Origin of the sequence: Jezberella montanilacus (assembly GCF_003003055.1) — a bacterium.
GTDB lineage: Bacteria > Pseudomonadota > Gammaproteobacteria > Burkholderiales > Burkholderiaceae_B > Zwartia > Zwartia montanilacus.
The window spans coordinates 140,503-156,502 of the sequence record NZ_PVTV01000015.1; the positions used below are offsets into that span (position 1 = coordinate 140,503).

At 50.5% G+C, this 16,000-nt stretch carries 15 protein-coding genes; 14 read left to right on the plus strand and 1 reads right to left on the minus strand.

Going from position 1 to position 16,000, the window contains the following annotated elements; translation table 11 throughout:
* Nucleotides 1-93: 93 nt before the first annotated feature.
* From urtA to BCM14_RS11395, 13 genes are all read left to right on the plus strand, one after another.
* Nucleotides 94-1,359, plus strand: a complete 1,266-nt coding sequence (gene urtA / locus BCM14_RS11335; RefSeq protein ID WP_106228142.1) for an urea ABC transporter substrate-binding protein — start codon at nucleotides 94-96, stop codon at nucleotides 1,357-1,359.
* A gap of 81 nt (nucleotides 1,360-1,440) precedes the next feature.
* A complete protein-coding gene (gene urtB, locus BCM14_RS11340) occupies nucleotides 1,441-2,355 on the plus strand; it encodes an urea ABC transporter permease subunit UrtB (RefSeq protein WP_106228143.1) in 915 nt (304 codons plus the stop codon).
* A gap of 27 nt (nucleotides 2,356-2,382) precedes the next feature.
* Entirely contained in the window at nucleotides 2,383-3,564 is a 1,182-nt protein-coding gene (gene urtC / locus BCM14_RS11345; RefSeq protein ID WP_106228144.1) for an urea ABC transporter permease subunit UrtC, read from the plus strand.
* Nucleotides 3,561-4,307 carry an urea ABC transporter ATP-binding protein UrtD gene (gene urtD / locus BCM14_RS11350; protein WP_106228145.1) on the plus strand — a complete coding sequence of 249 codons (747 nt, stop codon included), beginning with the start codon at nucleotides 3,561-3,563 and terminating at the stop codon, nucleotides 4,305-4,307. The genes urtC and urtD overlap by 4 nt, the downstream gene beginning before the upstream one ends.
* Before the next feature lie 9 nt (nucleotides 4,308-4,316).
* Nucleotides 4,317-5,006, plus strand: coding sequence for an urea ABC transporter ATP-binding subunit UrtE (urtE, locus tag BCM14_RS11355; RefSeq protein ID WP_106228146.1), 690 nt, complete (start codon nucleotides 4,317-4,319; stop codon nucleotides 5,004-5,006).
* 18 nt (nucleotides 5,007-5,024) lie between these two features.
* Entirely contained in the window at nucleotides 5,025-6,254 is a 1,230-nt protein-coding gene (gene fmdA, locus BCM14_RS11360; protein WP_106228147.1) for a formamidase, read from the plus strand.
* Nucleotides 6,255-6,290: 36 nt separating this feature from the next.
* The gene (locus BCM14_RS11365; protein ID WP_106228148.1) at nucleotides 6,291-6,644 is read left to right on the plus strand and encodes a zinc ribbon domain-containing protein; all 354 of its coding nucleotides are present in this window, start codon (nucleotides 6,291-6,293) and stop codon (nucleotides 6,642-6,644) included.
* A 76-nt stretch (nucleotides 6,645-6,720) separates the two neighbouring features.
* A complete protein-coding gene (locus BCM14_RS11370; protein WP_106228149.1) occupies nucleotides 6,721-7,758 on the plus strand; it encodes an aliphatic amidase in 1,038 nt (345 codons plus the stop codon).
* A 15-nt stretch (nucleotides 7,759-7,773) separates the two neighbouring features.
* The gene (locus BCM14_RS11375) at nucleotides 7,774-8,577 is read left to right on the plus strand and encodes a CbbQ/NirQ/NorQ/GpvN family protein (RefSeq protein ID WP_106228150.1); all 804 of its coding nucleotides are present in this window, start codon (nucleotides 7,774-7,776) and stop codon (nucleotides 8,575-8,577) included.
* Nucleotides 8,577-10,244 carry a nitric oxide reductase activation protein NorD gene (locus BCM14_RS11380; protein WP_106228151.1) on the plus strand — a complete coding sequence of 556 codons (1,668 nt, stop codon included), beginning with the start codon at nucleotides 8,577-8,579 and terminating at the stop codon, nucleotides 10,242-10,244. Before BCM14_RS11375 ends, BCM14_RS11380 begins: the two co-directional genes overlap by 1 nt.
* A gap of 35 nt (nucleotides 10,245-10,279) precedes the next feature.
* Nucleotides 10,280-10,882, plus strand: a complete 603-nt coding sequence (locus BCM14_RS11385) for an MOSC domain-containing protein (RefSeq protein ID WP_106228152.1) — start codon at nucleotides 10,280-10,282, stop codon at nucleotides 10,880-10,882.
* 81 nt (nucleotides 10,883-10,963) lie between these two features.
* Nucleotides 10,964-11,938 (plus strand): Bug family tripartite tricarboxylate transporter substrate binding protein, encoded by a 975-nt coding sequence (locus BCM14_RS11390; RefSeq protein WP_106228153.1) that lies wholly within the window; start codon nucleotides 10,964-10,966, stop codon nucleotides 11,936-11,938.
* 31 nt (nucleotides 11,939-11,969) lie between these two features.
* A complete protein-coding gene (locus BCM14_RS11395; RefSeq protein ID WP_106228154.1) occupies nucleotides 11,970-13,022 on the plus strand; it encodes a zinc-dependent alcohol dehydrogenase family protein in 1,053 nt (350 codons plus the stop codon).
* 31 nt (nucleotides 13,023-13,053) lie between these two features.
* Here BCM14_RS11395 and BCM14_RS11400 read toward each other — a convergent pair whose 3' ends face one another.
* The gene (locus tag BCM14_RS11400) at nucleotides 13,054-14,205 is read right to left on the minus strand and encodes an alpha/beta fold hydrolase (RefSeq protein ID WP_106228155.1); all 1,152 of its coding nucleotides are present in this window, start codon (nucleotides 14,203-14,205) and stop codon (nucleotides 13,054-13,056) included.
* Between the two features lie 100 nt (nucleotides 14,206-14,305).
* Here BCM14_RS11400 and BCM14_RS11405 point away from each other — a divergent pair, with 100 nt between their 5' ends.
* Complete coding sequence (locus BCM14_RS11405; protein WP_259673570.1) at nucleotides 14,306-15,976, plus strand: 3-(methylthio)propionyl-CoA ligase; 1,671 nt, start codon at nucleotides 14,306-14,308, stop codon at nucleotides 15,974-15,976.
* Nucleotides 15,977-16,000 lie beyond the last annotated feature (24 nt).

Genomic DNA, 16,000 nt, shown 5'->3' on the forward strand with positions numbered 1-16,000 from the left:
GCATACGTCAATTGACGTATTGGGGTTCTCCCGAGTGTCACGCAGAATTCAGTCCAAGACGGTTATTCGTCTGTCAACCCCAGGAGCCCTCAAATGAAGAAGCATCCTTCAGATTTGTCTGATTTGCCTATCAGCAGTGATCGTCGTCAGGTATTACAAGGTATTGTTGGTTTGGCTTTGGCCGCAGCAACAATGCGTGCTGGCGCACAAAAATTGCCTACCTCGCAAGTAAACACCACAAAATTAGCAGTCACCGACACAGAAGTCATCGTCGGTCAGTTGCATTCAGCAACCGGCACGATGGCGATTTCTGAGACTGGCTCGATTCAAGCAGAACAGCTTGCCATCGACCAGATCAACGCCATGGGTGGCGTGTTGGGTCGTCAGATCAAAGTGATCAAAGAAGACGGCGCATCAGATTGGCCAACCTTCGCTGAAAAAGCCAAGAAATTACTGGTCAATGACCACGTTGCCTCAGTATTCGGTTGCTGGACTTCAGCATCACGTAAGGCTGTATTGCCAATTTTTGAAAAAGAAAATGGCATGCTTTATTACCCAACCTTCTATGAAGGCCTGGAGCAGAGCAAAAACGTTATTTATACCGGTCAAGAAGCGACTCAGCAGATTCTCTGGGGCCTCGATTGGGCGTCAAAAGATTTGGGTACCAAGACATACTTCCTGGTTGGTTCAGACTACATCTGGCCACGTACATCAATGAAGATTGCGCGCAAGCACATTGAGGGACATCTGAACCAGAAAGTCGTGGGCGAAGAGTATTACCCATTGGGCAATACCAACTTCAACTCGTTGATTAACAAGATCAAAGCTGCAAAACCTGATCTGATCTACGCAGCTGTGGTCGGTGGCAGTAACGTTGCCTTCTACAAACAGCTAAAAGCTGCTGGCATCACGTCAGCCAAGCAGAAACTGTTGACCATCTCGGTAACCGAAGACGAATTGCTCGGAATTGGTGGTGAGAACACAGAAGGCTTCTACTCATGCATGAAGTACTTCCAATCTCTGGATAACGAAAACAACAAGAAATTTGTTGCGGCGTTTAAAGAGAAATACGGTGCCAAGTCGGTGATCGGTGACGTGACCCAAGCTGGCTACCTCGGCCCATGGCTCTGGAAATACACCTGCGAAAAAGCAGGCAGCTTCGATGTGGACAAGATTGCAGCCGCTTCGACTGGCATCGAGTTCAAAGGGGCTCCAGAAGGCTATGTGCGCATTGATGACAACCATCATTTGTTCAGTAAAGCACGCATCGGTCAGATGCTGGCAGACGGACAATTCAAGGTGGTTGCAGAGTCGCCCGAGTTGATCAAACCTGATCCATTCCCTAAGGGTTATCAGTAAGCATGAAGTGCAGGGATTGGCTGACGATTGCCAATCCCTGTTCAGTTACAGCTAGTTAGTTATGCGATACAAGGAAGCACCATGGAACTCTCTGAAATTCTAAATATTGCCGTGATGCAGGGCTTCGCAGGTTTGAGCCTGTTTGCTGTTCTTCTCCTAATGGGGTTGGGACTTGCAATCATCTTTGGTCAGATGGGTGTGATCAACATGGCTCACGGTGAATTCATGGCTATTGGTGCCTACACCGTATTTCTGGGTTCGACTTTGACTGAGAAGTATGCGCCAGACTTAGCTCCGGTGTATTTCCCCTTCGCGATTTGTGCCGCTTTTGTTTTCGCCTTTGTCGGCGGTTGGCTTGCCGAGTGGGCCTTAATCCGGCATCTCTATAAACGACCTTTGGATACTTTGTTGGCGACGTGGGGACTTAGTCTCGCCTTGCAGCAAACGTTTCGCACCTTTATTAGCCCTAAAGAAGTGAGTCCTACCCTGCCCGACTGGTTAATGGGTTCGTGGGCACCTCAAGAAGGTTTGGATATTCCGATTAACGGTATGTTCGTGATGATGCTGACCTTATTGGTGACAGGCGGCGTCATGCTGGCCCTGTACCGAAGCCGCTGGGGTTTGCGAGTCCGCGCCACGGTGAGCAATCGTCCCATGGCAAATGCGGTAGGTATCAACACTAAAAAAACTGACCGGCTTACTTTTGCAATTGGTTGTGGCATTGCGGGCATTGCTGGCGCTGCGTTCACGACCATTGGTTCAACAGGCCCTACTTCTGGATCCCTTTATATCGTCGACTCCTTTTTAGTGGTTACCTTTGGCGGGGCAGCCAGTTTGTTAGGCACTGCCGCCTCCGCCTTCGGTATTGCACAGATTCAATCCATTACAGAATTCTTCATGACGGGTTCGATGGCGAAAGTGTTCACGTTGTCCTTCGTTGTAATCGTGTTGATGTTCCGCCCCCAGGGTTTGTTCGCGTCGAAGATTCGGCGTTAAGCCCGGTCGTTAAAGGAGATTTCAACTATGACTTCCATTAAAACTTTCCTGAAACAACCCGGTTTGACTGGGTTCATCATTCTTGCGGGCATTTTGCTCATTGTTTTTCCAGCGTGCTTCGACATCTTCCGTCTCAATTTAATCGGCAAGTACTTAACCTATGCTTTTGTCGCCATTGGCTTAGTCATGCTGTGGGGCTGGGGGGGCGTGCTCAGCTTGGGACAAGGTGTATTTTTTGGTTTGGGTGGCTATTGCATGGCTATGTTCCTGAAGCTCGAAGCTTCAGATCCCATTACGACCAAAATCCAGTCGACTCCCGGAATCCCGGATTTCATGGACTGGAACCAACTTACAGCCTTACCCATCTGGTGGGAGCCGTTCCATAGTCTGACTTTCACTTTCATCGCAGTGATCGGAGTGCCCGTCATTCTGGCCTTCATTGTCAGCTATGCAATGTTCAAACGGAGAGTCGGTGGCGTTTACTTTGCGATCATTACTCAGGCTGTGTCCCTGATTTTGATGACACTGATTATCGGTCTGCAAGGCTATACAGGCGGCGTGAACGGCATGACAGATCTGAAGACAATGGCAGGGTGGGACACGCGCACTGACTCAGCAAAAATAATCCTCTACTACGCCTGCGCTGGCACGCTGTTGCTGTGTGTCCTGATTGGTACCTGGATGCAACGCAGCAAATTTGGCACCTTACTGCTCGCCATGAAAGATAAAGAGGATCGCGTCCGCTTCTCGGGCTATGACGTCTCTATGTTCAAAGTCGCGGTGTTCTGTCTAGCTGCGGGCGTGTCTGGTATTGGCGGCGCCTTCTTTGCGCTACAAGTTGGTTTCATGTCGCCCTCTTTTGTTGGCATTGTGCCTTCAATCGAGCTGGTCATTTTGTGCGCGGTCGGTGGTCGTATGAGCTTAGTCGGCGCGGTCTACGGTTCACTCCTTGTTAATGCAGCCAAGACCTTATTTTCTGAAAGTTTTCCGGACTTATGGCTGTTCTTAATGGCAGCCCTTTTTATTGGTGTGACCATGGCTTTTCCACTGGGCTTGGCGGGCCTCTGGGATGAAAAAATCAAACCCTGGTGGAAGAAGCGGAACGAAGATCGCTTGGCACTTCGAAACCGTCTGAAAGAACTGGAGAATGAACCAGTTGACCCGTCAGCACACACCACGAGCACCGGTATTGAAAGGAGCCCAGTATGAGCAGCAACACTGACTTTGTCCTGGCTGTAGAAGACCTAACGGTTTCGTTTGACGGCTTTAAGGCAATCGACAATCTTAATCTTTACGTCGATCACAACGAACTGCGAGTCATCATCGGACCAAACGGTGCTGGAAAAACGACTTTGCTCGACATGATCTGTGGCAAAACCAAAGCAACGTCTGGCAGCATCAAGTTTCACAATGAGGAAATGACCGCGCTGCCGGAGTTCACCCGTGTTCGCAAGGGTATCGGTAGAAAATTTCAAACGCCTTCGATTTATGAAAACTTATCGGTTTTTCAAAATCTCGAAGTGTCCTTCCCGAAAGGCCGTTCTGTCTTGGGCGCCGTATTCTTCAAATGCACCGCTGAGGTTAAAGACCGGGTGCAAGCTATTGCTGAGGAGATTGGTCTGGCAGACACCCTCAATACGGAAGCTGGCCTGCTCTCTCACGGGCAGAAGCAATGGCTCGAAGTCGGCATGCTGTTAATGCAGGATCCTGAGCTATTGATGCTTGACGAACCGATCGCTGGCATGAGCGTGCGAGAGCGCGAAATCACCGCTGAACTGCTGAAGAAGATTTCTAACAATCGTTCGGTCATTGTCATTGAACACGACATGGAGTTTGTAAAGAAAATCGCGCAGAAAGTAACCGTGATGCATCAGGGAAAAATCCTGGCTGAAGGCTCGATGGACGACGTTCAGAACAACCCGCAAGTTATTGAAGTCTATCTGGGTCACTAGGAGAGCAACATGTTGAGTGTGAAAGATTTATTTGTTGCCTACGGCCAAAGTGAGGCCTTGCACGGTATTTCTCTTGAAGGCGACAAGGAAGAAACCATCGCCATCATGGGGCGAAATGGCATGGGTAAAACCACCTTATTCAAAAGTCTGATGGGGCTGCTACCCGCAAAAAGCGGCACGATTACGGTCAATGGCAATGACATCACAAAAGACGAAAGCTTCCAACGGGTAGCCAAGGGCATCGCCTACGTCCCACAAGGGCGGATGATCTTCCCTACCCTGACCGTTGAAGAAAACATTCAGACTGGCCTGGAGAACGCCAAAGTAAAAACAATTCCTGACGAAATCTACGCATTGTTTCCTGTGCTTTGGGATATGCGTCGGCGCAAAGGTGGCAATCTTTCTGGTGGTCAACAACAGCAGCTTGCCATTGCAAGGGCGTTAGTCACGAATCCGAAGGTGTTGCTGCTGGACGAGCCCACTGAAGGTATCCAACCATCAATTATCAAGGATATCGCCAAAGCCTTGAACGAAATCCGCAAAATGCGCGGCATCACCATCATCGTGTCTGAACAGGTGTTGAGCTTCGCATTGGATGTCGCTGACCGCCTGTTTGTGATCGAAGGTGGCCGGCTGGTCTACGAAACATCGCGCAACGATACCGATGTTGATCGTATCAAGCAGTACCTTTCCGTTTAACCCGATCTGAGGTGCACCATGCCCGAAACCCTAATCTCCGTTGATCTAAAACAATCACCCTACGACAACCCAAAGATTCACAATCGCTGGCACCCTGACATCCCGATGGCTTGTTGGGTCAAACCTGGCGATGACTTCGTCCTCGAGACGTTTGACTGGACCGGCGGTTTCATTAAAAACAATGACAGCGCCGATGATGTTCGTGATATCGATTTGTCAACTGTCCACTTCTTATCTGGCCCAGTCGGTGTCAAAGGTGCTGAGCCAGGTGACCTGCTGGTCGTGGACCTGCTCGATATCGGTGCCAAAGACGACAGCCTCTGGGGCTTTAACGGCTTTTTCAGCAAAAAGAACGGTGGTGGTTTTCTGACTGATCACTTCCCCTTAGCCCAGAAATCAATTTGGGATTTTCACGGCATGTTTACCAGCAGCCGTCACATCCCCAACGTCAAATTCGCTGGCCTCATCCACCCTGGTCTGATTGGTTGCTTGCCAGATCAGAAAATGCTCAATATGTGGAACGAGCGAGAAGTAGAGTTTATCGCGACTCAACCCGATCGTGTGCCACCCTTGGCTAATCCTCCTTTCGCTAAGACCACCCATGCTGGTGCCGCAACGGGCGACGTCAAGACAAAGATTGAGAATGAAGGTGCTCGCACGGTGCCCCCACGCGAACACGGCGGCAACTGTGACATCAAAGACTTGTCACGCGGCTCAAAGATTTATTTCCCCGTCTATGTTGATGGAGCTGGTCTGTCAGTCGGTGACTTGCACTTTAGCCAAGGCGATGGCGAAATTACGTTCTGCGGTGCGATTGAAATGGCTGGCTGGGTTCATATGAAAGTCGAACTCATCAAAGGCGGTATGGCCAAGTATGGCATCAAGAATCCAATTTTCAAGCCAAGCCCCATCACCCCTCAGTACAACGATTATCTGATCTTCGAAGGTATCTCGGTTGACGAGCAGGGCAAACAACATTATCTGGACGTCAATGTTGCGTATCGCCAAGCTTGTTTGAATGCGATCGAATACATGACGAAGTTCGGCTACTCACGTGCACAAGCCTACTCGATTCTTGGTACTGCACCCGTGCAGGGCCATATCAGTGGTGTGGTTGACATACCCAATGCGTGCGCAACCTTGTGGCTGCCTACGGGAATCTTTGACTTCGACATTAATCCGACCGCTGCTGGCCCACAAAAACTGGTGACGCCAGGCTTCGATATGCCGCTGTCGCAAGATCTTTAATGTTGTGATCATTTAGCAGTAAACAGGGAGACCCTTATGCCTACTTATGACTATTCATGCAAAACCTGCGGTAGTTTCGACTCTATCCGTCCGATGAGTCTTCGCAACGAGATGGCAGAGTGTCCTGAGTGCGGGGGTCTCTCTGAACGAATTTTCGCCTTTGGTTCAAACCTTGCCCGGTTGGACAGTGACACGCGGAAGGCTATTGAGGGTAATGAACGCGCTGCCAATTCGCCGATGATGTCACGTGACTATGACACCGGCTATAGCCGTATGCGGCACCCTTCTGGCTGCGGTTGCTGTAAGACTGGCAAGAAGGCCACCACACAGACTTATGCCAATGGCAATAAATCCTTCCTGGGCAAACGTCCCTGGATGATCAGCCATTAAATGACGACCTCAACGTCATACCTTTGAATAATCACCTCTTCAGTATTTATTTAGCACCAGCTAAGGGAGCATCAACATGAGACACGGGGATATCTCCAGCAGTAAAGATTGCGTCGGCGTCGCTGTCGTCAACTATAAAATGCCACGTCTGCACACGAAAGCCGAAGTGCTGGATAACGCCCGTAAGATCGGCGAGATGCTGGTGGGTATGAAGCAAGGCTTGCCAGGCATGGATCTGGTTATATTCCCCGAATACAGCACGCATGGGATTATGTATGACGCGAAAGAAATGTATGAAACAGCGTCGACCATCCCAGGTGACGAGACCGAAATTTTCGCAGCAGCGTGCCGCAAAGCAAATGTCTGGGGCGTATTTTCGTTAACGGGTGAGCGCCATGAGGATCATCCTAACAAAGCGCCTTACAACACGTTGATTTTGATGAACAACGAAGGTGAGATTGTTCAAAAATACCGCAAAATCATGCCTTGGACTCCGATCGAAGGTTGGTATCCGGGCGATTGCACTTATGTATCAGATGGCCCCAAAGGCATGAAGATCAGCTTGATCATTTGTGACGATGGCAATTACCCTGAAATCTGGCGCGATTGTGCCATGCGTGGTGCTGAGCTCATCGTGCGTTGCCAGGGCTATATGTACCCCGCAAAAGAGCAACAAGTGATGGTTGCCAAATGCATGGCCTGGATGAATAACACGTACGTTGCAGTGGCGAACGCAGCTGGCTTTGACGGTGTGTATTCATATTTCGGCCATTCGGCAATCGTTGGATTCGATGGGCGTACCCTAGGCGAATGTGGCGAAGAGGAAATGGGTATTAACTACGCTGAATTGTCACTGAGCTTGATTCGAGACTTCCGTAAAAATGGCCAGTCTCAAAATCATCTCTTCAAACTCGTGCACCGTGGCTACACAGGCAAAATCAATTCGGGCGAAGATGTCAATGGTGTTGCAGCCTGTCCTTATGAGTTTTATGGAAAATGGATCAACGACCCAGAGGGAACTCGAAAAATGGTTGAGTCGTTCACGAGGTCAACTGTTGGGACTGAGGAGTGCCCGATTCCAGGCATCCCTCACGAACCTGCTTCGCACCGATAATCAGGGTCAGAGATCATGGCGCCTGATCTGACAGCCTATCGGCTTATACAGGCGCCTTATTACTGTCCGACTGGACGCGAGATTGACTTATACGAACAAGCCTATGCGCGCAGGCTTCCAATCTTGCTAAAGGGTCCAACGGGATCCGGAAAAACTCGCTTTGTTGAGTACATGGCTTACAAGCTGGGACTGCCACTGATTACGCTAGCTTGTAACGAGGATATGACCGCGTCTGATCTGGTCGGTCGCTTTTTGTTGGATGACACCGGAACCGTCTGGCACGACGGGCCGTTAACGCAGGCCGTTCGATACGGCGCAATTTGCTATCTGGATGAAATAGTCGAAGCACGCCAGGATACGACCGTTGTCATTCACCCCCTTACGGATTCACGTCGAATTTTGCCTCTGGATAAAAAGGGGGAGCTCGTCCAGGCTCATCCCGACTTTCAGTTGGTTGTGTCCTACAACCCTGGCTACCAAAGTCATGCAAAAGACATGAAACCATCAACCAGGCAAAGGTTTGTCTCGCTCGACTTCAATTATCCCGGTGCTGCTATCGAAGCGCAGATTGTGGTCAACGAAGCAGGCACTTCAACAGCTTTGGCCGATAAGCTTGTCGATATTGCCCATCGCAGTCGCGCATTGAAGAGCCACGGTTTGGCTGAAGGCGCCTCGACACGTATGCTGATCTACGCCGCCATGTTGATCGAAGACGGTGTTGCACCAACTGATGCCTGTGAGATGGCACTGGTTCAACCGCTCACCGATGATCCAGACATGACTTCCGCCTTGTTAGCGGTCGTGTCCGCACATTTCTGATGCCCAGTGAAACGCATTCACCGTCCCTTAACGGGCTCGCACTGTTGTTTAGCGCTCTCAATGACAACACAGCTCAAGTCAGCTTGATGACGGCAGCTCAGGGCTTGCCGTTACGAGCCCGCATGATCTTGACCCCTACTCATTGCCTCTTGCCAGCGCACTTAATAGAGCCGTCGACTTCGAATGAATTGAAACTTGCGGCGATCGCGCATGCAGCCGGGCACATCCTGTTCTCAAAACCGGCCCGTCCAGCTACGGGGCTGAAGCCCATGGGCATTGCCGTGGTGTCCGCACTGGAAGACGCTCGGATCGAAGCCTTAATGACTAAGGTTTTCCCCGGGACTGCGCGGTGGTTTAAAAAATCATTGGCTTTCACTGCAGACGAATTGGGCATTAACTTTTCAACTCTGCTTCATCGACTGAGCAGAGCACTTGGAGATGAAGCGTATGAAGACGAGCACTTCTGGGTGCAGAAAGGGCGGCGCCTCTTCAGCGAAACAAGAAATTCGACAGGCCTAGCCGATTATCAAAGTTTTCGGCAAATTGCATCTATTCTTGCTAATGACCTGGGTCAGATGCGTGTTCAATTCAATGCACAGCAGTTCGTTGTACCAGAGCGTTATCGGGACGATCATTCATTCCTTTGGCAATTCGCAGAACAAGGTGCCGCGGCGGACGCTTCAGAAGGACTTACCCTGCCCGATACTCGCCGGCCCAGAGACGCAGCAGAGAGGACCCAAGCTGACAGCAACCAGCCCGTTGAGACAGTCAGACGCTTCGAGTACCCCGAGTGGGACTATCAGCGACATGTACTGAAAACAGACTGGTGTACCGTGCTTGAGACTGCCCCGCACCGCAATCTTGTTGGCAACAAGATCTTGCCAAAGAATCCCGATCTGCAACCAATGCGAGGACGGCCTGCAAAGCGGTTAAACCGGGATCGTCTCTTACGGGGGCAACGAGAAGGTGAACAAATCGATTTAAATGCAGCAGTCGAATTCATGGTGTCGCGTCAAGCAAGGCAGTTCGAAGAGCCCCGCTATTTTATGCGTCCACAGCTAAGCAGACGCACGGGCAGTATTCTATTAATGCTCGACTTGTCTGAATCATCCAATGACCTCCTTAAAAGCGATTCAATGCAGCGCAGTGTGCTGGATGTCGAGAAACAGGCAGCTCTGACCTTTGCAAAATCTGCTCTTGCGCAGGGGGATCGAATCGCCATTCATGGGTTTTCTAGCGATACTCGTCAGTCAACCCGTTACGTGCGAATAGTGGATTTTGGCGAAATACTCACGCCAGACAAAGCACAATTAGTCTTGGCTCAGCGAGCAAGACATTCAACGCGTTTGGGCACGGCAGTCAGACATGGCGTCAACCTTTTAAGCCTTGAGCATACCGACTATCGGGCCATGCTTGTGTTAAGTGATGGGATTCCTGCAGATATTGATGTTTTTGATCCAAAATATCTGGTGGAGGATGCCCGGCAAGCAATCCAATTCGCAAAACAAAATAGCGTTCACTGTTACGGTCTGACCCTCGAACCTCAAGCTGAAGCGTCATCCCGCAGAATCTTTGGTGCCGACAATTATCGTATTGTTGATTACCTCACTGCACTACCTCGTCATTTGGAAAACTGCTATCAAGTCTTGTCGCATCGTCATTCATAATCAATACTGTCAATGTATCCAAACAGGAGCCACTCATGCGCATTTTGACAATCTCAACAGGTAAGGTAGCTAAGATACTTGTCAGTGACGGCGGTCCTGTTCGCACCGTTCACTCTGCAATTAACAAAGCACCTGTCAGCGAGCTGAGTAAACCGCTCGGTGTATTTGCTGGTCACTTAGGACTCGAGCAAGACGAACAAGCCGACCACAATGTTCACGGTGGTCCCGGGATGGCGGTTTACGCCTACCCCGTCGAGCACTACCCTTTCTGGGAAAAGTTGCTCGAAACGCAAAATAGCGATCTTCGCGATCTGCCGCACGGATTTTTTGGCGAAAACCTGACGGTTGAAGGTTTTATTGAAAAGGACGTTTTTGAAGGCGACGTTTGGACGGTTGGTGAAGTTGAGTTCATGGTGGAAAAACTTCGCGAACCTTGCTTTAAATTCGACGCCAAAATCGGCTTTCCTGCTGGCCCTTCAATGATCTTGTCTGCGCGTAGCGGTTGGTACCTGCGTGTATTGACACCTGGCGTTATTCACGCAGGCGATGCGATTGAAGTCAGTCCGGGCGAGCGGCTCGTTAGCATCGCAGATCAAAATGCGGTGACAGCACAAAAACGCAGATTATCAACAGACTGAACACCCATCACTTTTAAAATGAGTGGTTAATGGGTAAAAAAACGAGTAAAACTAGGGGCCGAACCACAAATAAGAAAAAACATGAGACAAGCTAGTGCTGCAGGGTGGAGATCCGCGGGTTTATTCTGTGCGCTTTTGCTCGCGACCTGCTGCACTGCAATTGCCCAGACCTTCCCGGTACGACCAATTAGTATTGTGTGTCCATACGGGGCTGGCAGTGGCAACGATATGATTGCCAGAGAGCTTGCTCAGAAACTGACTGAAATTTTTAAAAGTACGGTCATTGTCGAAAACAAACCTGGTGCAACCGGCAACATCGCAACCGATTATGTGGCGCAGTCGAAGCCTGACGGCTACACCCTGTTTTTGAACAGCACCAGCGGCATCATCTATCAGGCCACCAACCCTGGACTGAAAACAGATATTGCGCGAGATTTGGCGGTGGTGGGCTTCGCAGCAGTGATGCCTTATGTCATCGCCGTGCCACCCAGTTTTGAAGCACACTCGATGAAAGAACTGATCGGGCTTGCTCAAGCAAATCCCGGAAAGATCAACTACAACGGGCCGCCTGGCAGTATGTCGGATTATTTAGCCAATACTTTGAAGACATTCGCGTCGCTTGACATGGTAATGATCCCATATAAAAGCACTTCAGATGCACAAGTCGATGTGCTGGCTAATCGGATTCAAGTCTGGATAACCACAGCAGCCTCTGCAGTCCCTTTTGCGAAGTCGGGAAAAGTCCGCGCCCTTGCTGTGACAGGTGAAAATCGTCTTGCGCTCATCCCAGACGTACCAACCATCGCGGAGGCAGGCATCCCGCAAATGCAAACTGAAGTCACTTTTTATTTAATGGCGCCCAAAGGGGTTTCGCCTGAAATCGTGCAAAAAATCAATGAAGCAGTCAATGACGCCTTGACTGACCCCGCCTTGATAGATCGGTTGGCGCTGATGACGGTACAGCCTAAAACTGGCACCTCAGACGAAGCGACCAAACATGTCAAACAAGAAATTACAAAATGGACCACTGAATTGCAAGGTGTAGTCGGCAAGTAAAAATAGAAAAATAGAAAATAGGGAGACAAAAATGAAGGGAGTCGTATTCGCAGGCGACAGGAAAATCGAGTTTATGAATTTTGCGGATCCCAGCCCAGGCCCTGGCGAAGTGGTTCTGGAAATCAAGGCATCAGGGATGTGTGGCAGTGATCTCAAATTTTATCGGTCGCCAGCCGGCGAGGCGGCGAAGTCCTTAGGCTTAGGTAGTTCGGCGCCAGTCATCAGCGGGCACGAGCCTTGTGGCATCGTGGTTGCCGTGGGTTCTGGCGTCAATCCTAAACAGGCCTACATTGGCCAACGCGCCATGGTTCATCACTACCGGGGTTGTGGTGCCTGCCCTCACTGCACGACAGGTTGGATGCAATTGTGTGACGAAGGGGTTAAAGAGGTCTATGGCGTGACAGGCCACGGCGCGCACGCAAAATATATGAAATGCCCCGCAGCGACAATTGTCGAACTGCCTGATGAATTATCTTTCTCGACTGGTGCTGCGATTGCCTGTGGCACGGGCACTGCTTGGGGGGCGTTAAAACGACTCGATTTGGCGGGCGATCAAACCATCGCCATCTTTGGCCAGGGTCCAGTTGGTTTATCCGCGACCCAACTGGCTAGTGCAATGGGTGCTCGCGTGATTGCTCTGGATATCAGCGACGAGCGTTTAAAGCGTGCCACCGAGCTTGGTGCTGACGCAGTGATCAATCCTTTACAGACGCCCGACATCGTCGGAGCCATCAAAAGTTTGACTCACGGCTTGGGCGCTCACGCGACACTTGACGCCTCTTCATCCGCAGAGGCGCGCAAGCAAGCGGTACAAAGCGTTCGCACTTGGGGCAAGGCCTGTTTTGTCGGTGAAGGCGGTAGCGTCTCTCTGGACGTCAGCCCGGATATGTTGAGAAGGCAGGTGACCGTAATTGGATCTTGGACTTTTTCAACGAAAGGCCAAGCCGAATGTGCTCGCTTCATTGCGGATCGCAACGTGCAAGTAGACGAGCTATTTACTCACAGATGGTCACTAGACGACGCAGATCAAGCGTACAAATTATTCGATCACCAAACCTCCGGGAAAGGTGTGTTTTTGATGTAAGTCAACTAAAACACACCCACAGTCAGCAATGCTATCGATTTCTATCCAAAAATTCGAGCAGCAACCGGCTGACTGCCTCGGGCTGTTCTTGCTGCACCCAGTGCCCTGCTCTATCGACTAAGTGGGTGCCTTGATAATTGGTCGTCAACTCGTTCTCGACGTATTGAAGGCCGCCTGGGGTTTGATAAACACCCCAGTCGCTTCTGCCGCCCATGAACATTGACGGCACGGTGATTTTTACACCTGCAAAGATCTGCAACTCCTGATCCACAGGACCAATGCGATAGCCTTGCAGTCCGCCTTGAAAGCCGGTACGTCCATACTCGCCGCTATACACCTGCAGTTCAGCATCAGGCAACCACTCGCACCGAGCAATCGCCTCTGATGAAGGCATCTCGGGGCCAACTGACTCCGCCATCCCTTTGTCGAGATCCATCACGTAATAACGGGGCAGCTTCTCCCATTCACTGGCGATCAGCGAGCTAAGTGGGAACGGCTTGTTCTGCACCCAGTCTGCACTTTTCATGTGATAGTAAGCGCGCAAGAAATTGTGTAGTCCTTGTTTAGCGTGCCACATATTGTCGTTGGCAGGGGGCGTTGTGTAATAACGCATGTAGTACTTACGAGGCGGAGTGAGGTGAGTCAAGGCCTCATGGATATCGTCCGCGGCACTGCTGGCTGGTGCACTGGCGACAGGTTGATTGGCCGTGTTGAACGGGAACGCTCCGGGTGCCCCTCGAAAGGGAGAACTCATCAACACCACAGACTTGAACACGTCAGGTCTTGTCAGCGCACACCATCCCGCAATGGGTGAACCTTGGTCATGGCCGATCACCGCATCAACAGAGCGATAACCCAATGCGGCCACTAAAGCCAAATTATCGATGACCTTATTGCGGGTGCCGAAAGGACGTAAATCATCTTCGTGTTTAACATCTGAACCAGAGCTTCGGCCATACCCTCGGGCGTCGGGCGCAATCACATGGTAGCCAGCGCGAGCCAAAGGCAACATTACCTTACGCCAGCTATACGCCAGTTCGGGAAAACCATGCAACAACAGTACCGCTGGTCGACCAGGCGTTTCAAAGCCAGCCTCGAGTAGGTGAATGGTGATGTCGTTGACGTTGCGAATCAGTCGTGAACGAATCCCTACGGGTAGTACAGAAGCATCAAGTGGGGACATGGCGCCAGCCTAAATATGAATGAAAGGTCTAATTGATTTTTTGTGTATTTACTATACATTAGGGACTAGCACTATAAAAATGCGGACAAGAGACAACACCATGCCAAACACAATAGACAGCAAACAACTGCTCATGGGTCAAATGATGACTCAGCCGCTCATGATCTCTAGTTTATTGACCCATGCCAGCAACGCCTATGGGTCGACTGAGGTCGTTTCGCAGCGAGTGGAAGGTGACCGACATCGTTACACCTACTCCGATTGTGAGCGTCGCGCTAAAAAAGCTGCACAAATGCTGGCCAAACTGGCATTACAGCCTGGTGAACGTGTCGCCACCATCGCTTGGAACGGCTATCGCCATCTCGAGCTGTATTACGCAATTTCTGGTGGAGGTTTGGTTTGCCACACCATCAACCCACGCTTGTTCGAAGAGCAAATTCATTACATCATCAACCATGCAGAAGATGCAGCGATCTGTTTCGATTTGACTTTTCTGCCTCTTGTTGAAAAGCTTCAGCCCAGCTGCAGTTCGGTGCGTCACTGGATCTGCCTGATTGACGAAGACAAAATGCCGCAAAGCAGCATTCCAAATCTGCTCTGCTACGAGACGCTGATTGAAGCCGAAGACGGCGATTACGAATGGCCTAGCTTTGATGAGAATGCTGCTTCAGCCCTTTGCTATACGTCTGGCACGACCGGTCGTCCAAAAGGTGCTTTGTACACACACCGTTCGACGGTCTTGCACTCTTATGCCTCAGCGTTACCAGATTCACTCGATGCATCGACACGAGATGTCATCATGCCTGTCGTCCCTATGTTTCATGTAAATGCCTGGGGGCTCCCTTACACCTGCCCGATGGTTGGCGCAAAACTTGTTTTTCCGGGTGCGAAACTCGACGGTGCCTCGCTGTACGAGTTGATTGAAAGTGAGGGGGTGACTATGTCGGCAGGAGTTCCCACCATCTGGGCGGGCCTCTTGCAGCATTGCAAGGATCACAAGCTTGCGTTTACTAAATTCAAACGAACAATTATTGGTGGATCCGCGTGTCCGCCTGCGATGATGCAAACCTTTCAGTCCTTGGGTGTTCAAGTGATTCACGCCTGGGGCATGACAGAGCTTTCGCCTTTGGGCACTGTCGCTAAATTGAAAGCCACGGATCTGAATAAGCCCAAAGTAGAACAGGACGCCATTCTGCAAAAGCAAGGTCGAGTGATCTACGGCATCAGCATGAAGATCGTTAATGGCGAAGGTGACTCACTAGCTCACGACGGTAAAGCTTTTGGCGATCTGTTGGTCAAAGGCTCCTGGGTAGTAGATCGATATTTCCGTGGCGACGAGTCGCCACTGATAGATGGCTGGTTTCCAACGGGTGATGTTGCAACCATCGATCAAGATGGCAATATGCAAATAACCGATCGAAGCAAAGACGTGATCAAATCCGGCGGTGAATGGATCTCGTCGATTGACATCGAGAACGTAGCCGCAGCCCACCCCGATGTGCATCTTGCTGCATGCGTGGCCGTCGATCACCCAAAATGGGATGAACGACCTTTGTTAGTCGTTGTAAAAAAGCCCGACAGCACTCGAACTGACGAGGATCTGAAACAAGACCTACTGCAATCTTTCGAAGGTAAGGTTGCGAAATGGTGGATTCCCGACGACGTAGCTTTTATCGAAAAGATGCCGCTTACTGCGACGGGTAAATTACTTAAACTGGAATTGAGAAATCAGTTTCGCAGCAGAAATATGTTGGCACCACAGCAACGTTAGGCTTAACTCACTCAACTCAAGCAC

Bases quoted from the DNA above. Each gene is read 5' to 3' on its own strand.
- BCM14_RS11405 (WP_259673570.1), top strand. From the start codon at position 14,306: ATGCCAAACACAATAGACAGCAAACAACTGCTCATGGGTCAAATGATG.
- BCM14_RS11395 (WP_106228154.1), top strand. From the start codon at position 11,970: ATGAAGGGAGTCGTATTCGCAGGCGACAGGAAAATCGAGTTTATGAAT.
- BCM14_RS11380 (WP_106228151.1), top strand. From the start codon at position 8,577: ATGCCCAGTGAAACGCATTCACCGTCCCTTAACGGGCTCGCACTGTTG.
- urtA (WP_106228142.1), top strand. From the start codon at position 94: ATGAAGAAGCATCCTTCAGATTTGTCTGATTTGCCTATCAGCAGTGAT.
- BCM14_RS11365 (WP_106228148.1), top strand. From the start codon at position 6,291: ATGCCTACTTATGACTATTCATGCAAAACCTGCGGTAGTTTCGACTCT.
- BCM14_RS11390 (WP_106228153.1), top strand. From the start codon at position 10,964: ATGAGACAAGCTAGTGCTGCAGGGTGGAGATCCGCGGGTTTATTCTGT.
- BCM14_RS11385 (WP_106228152.1), top strand. From the start codon at position 10,280: ATGCGCATTTTGACAATCTCAACAGGTAAGGTAGCTAAGATACTTGTC.
- urtB (WP_106228143.1), top strand. From the start codon at position 1,441: ATGGAACTCTCTGAAATTCTAAATATTGCCGTGATGCAGGGCTTCGCA.
- BCM14_RS11370 (WP_106228149.1), top strand. From the start codon at position 6,721: ATGAGACACGGGGATATCTCCAGCAGTAAAGATTGCGTCGGCGTCGCT.
- urtE (WP_106228146.1), top strand. From the start codon at position 4,317: ATGTTGAGTGTGAAAGATTTATTTGTTGCCTACGGCCAAAGTGAGGCC.
- BCM14_RS11400 (WP_106228155.1), bottom strand. From the start codon at position 14,205: ATGTCCCCACTTGATGCTTCTGTACTACCCGTAGGGATTCGTTCACGA.
- BCM14_RS11375 (WP_106228150.1), top strand. From the start codon at position 7,774: ATGGCGCCTGATCTGACAGCCTATCGGCTTATACAGGCGCCTTATTAC.
- urtD (WP_106228145.1), top strand. From the start codon at position 3,561: ATGAGCAGCAACACTGACTTTGTCCTGGCTGTAGAAGACCTAACGGTT.
- fmdA (WP_106228147.1), top strand. From the start codon at position 5,025: ATGCCCGAAACCCTAATCTCCGTTGATCTAAAACAATCACCCTACGAC.
- urtC (WP_106228144.1), top strand. From the start codon at position 2,383: ATGACTTCCATTAAAACTTTCCTGAAACAACCCGGTTTGACTGGGTTC.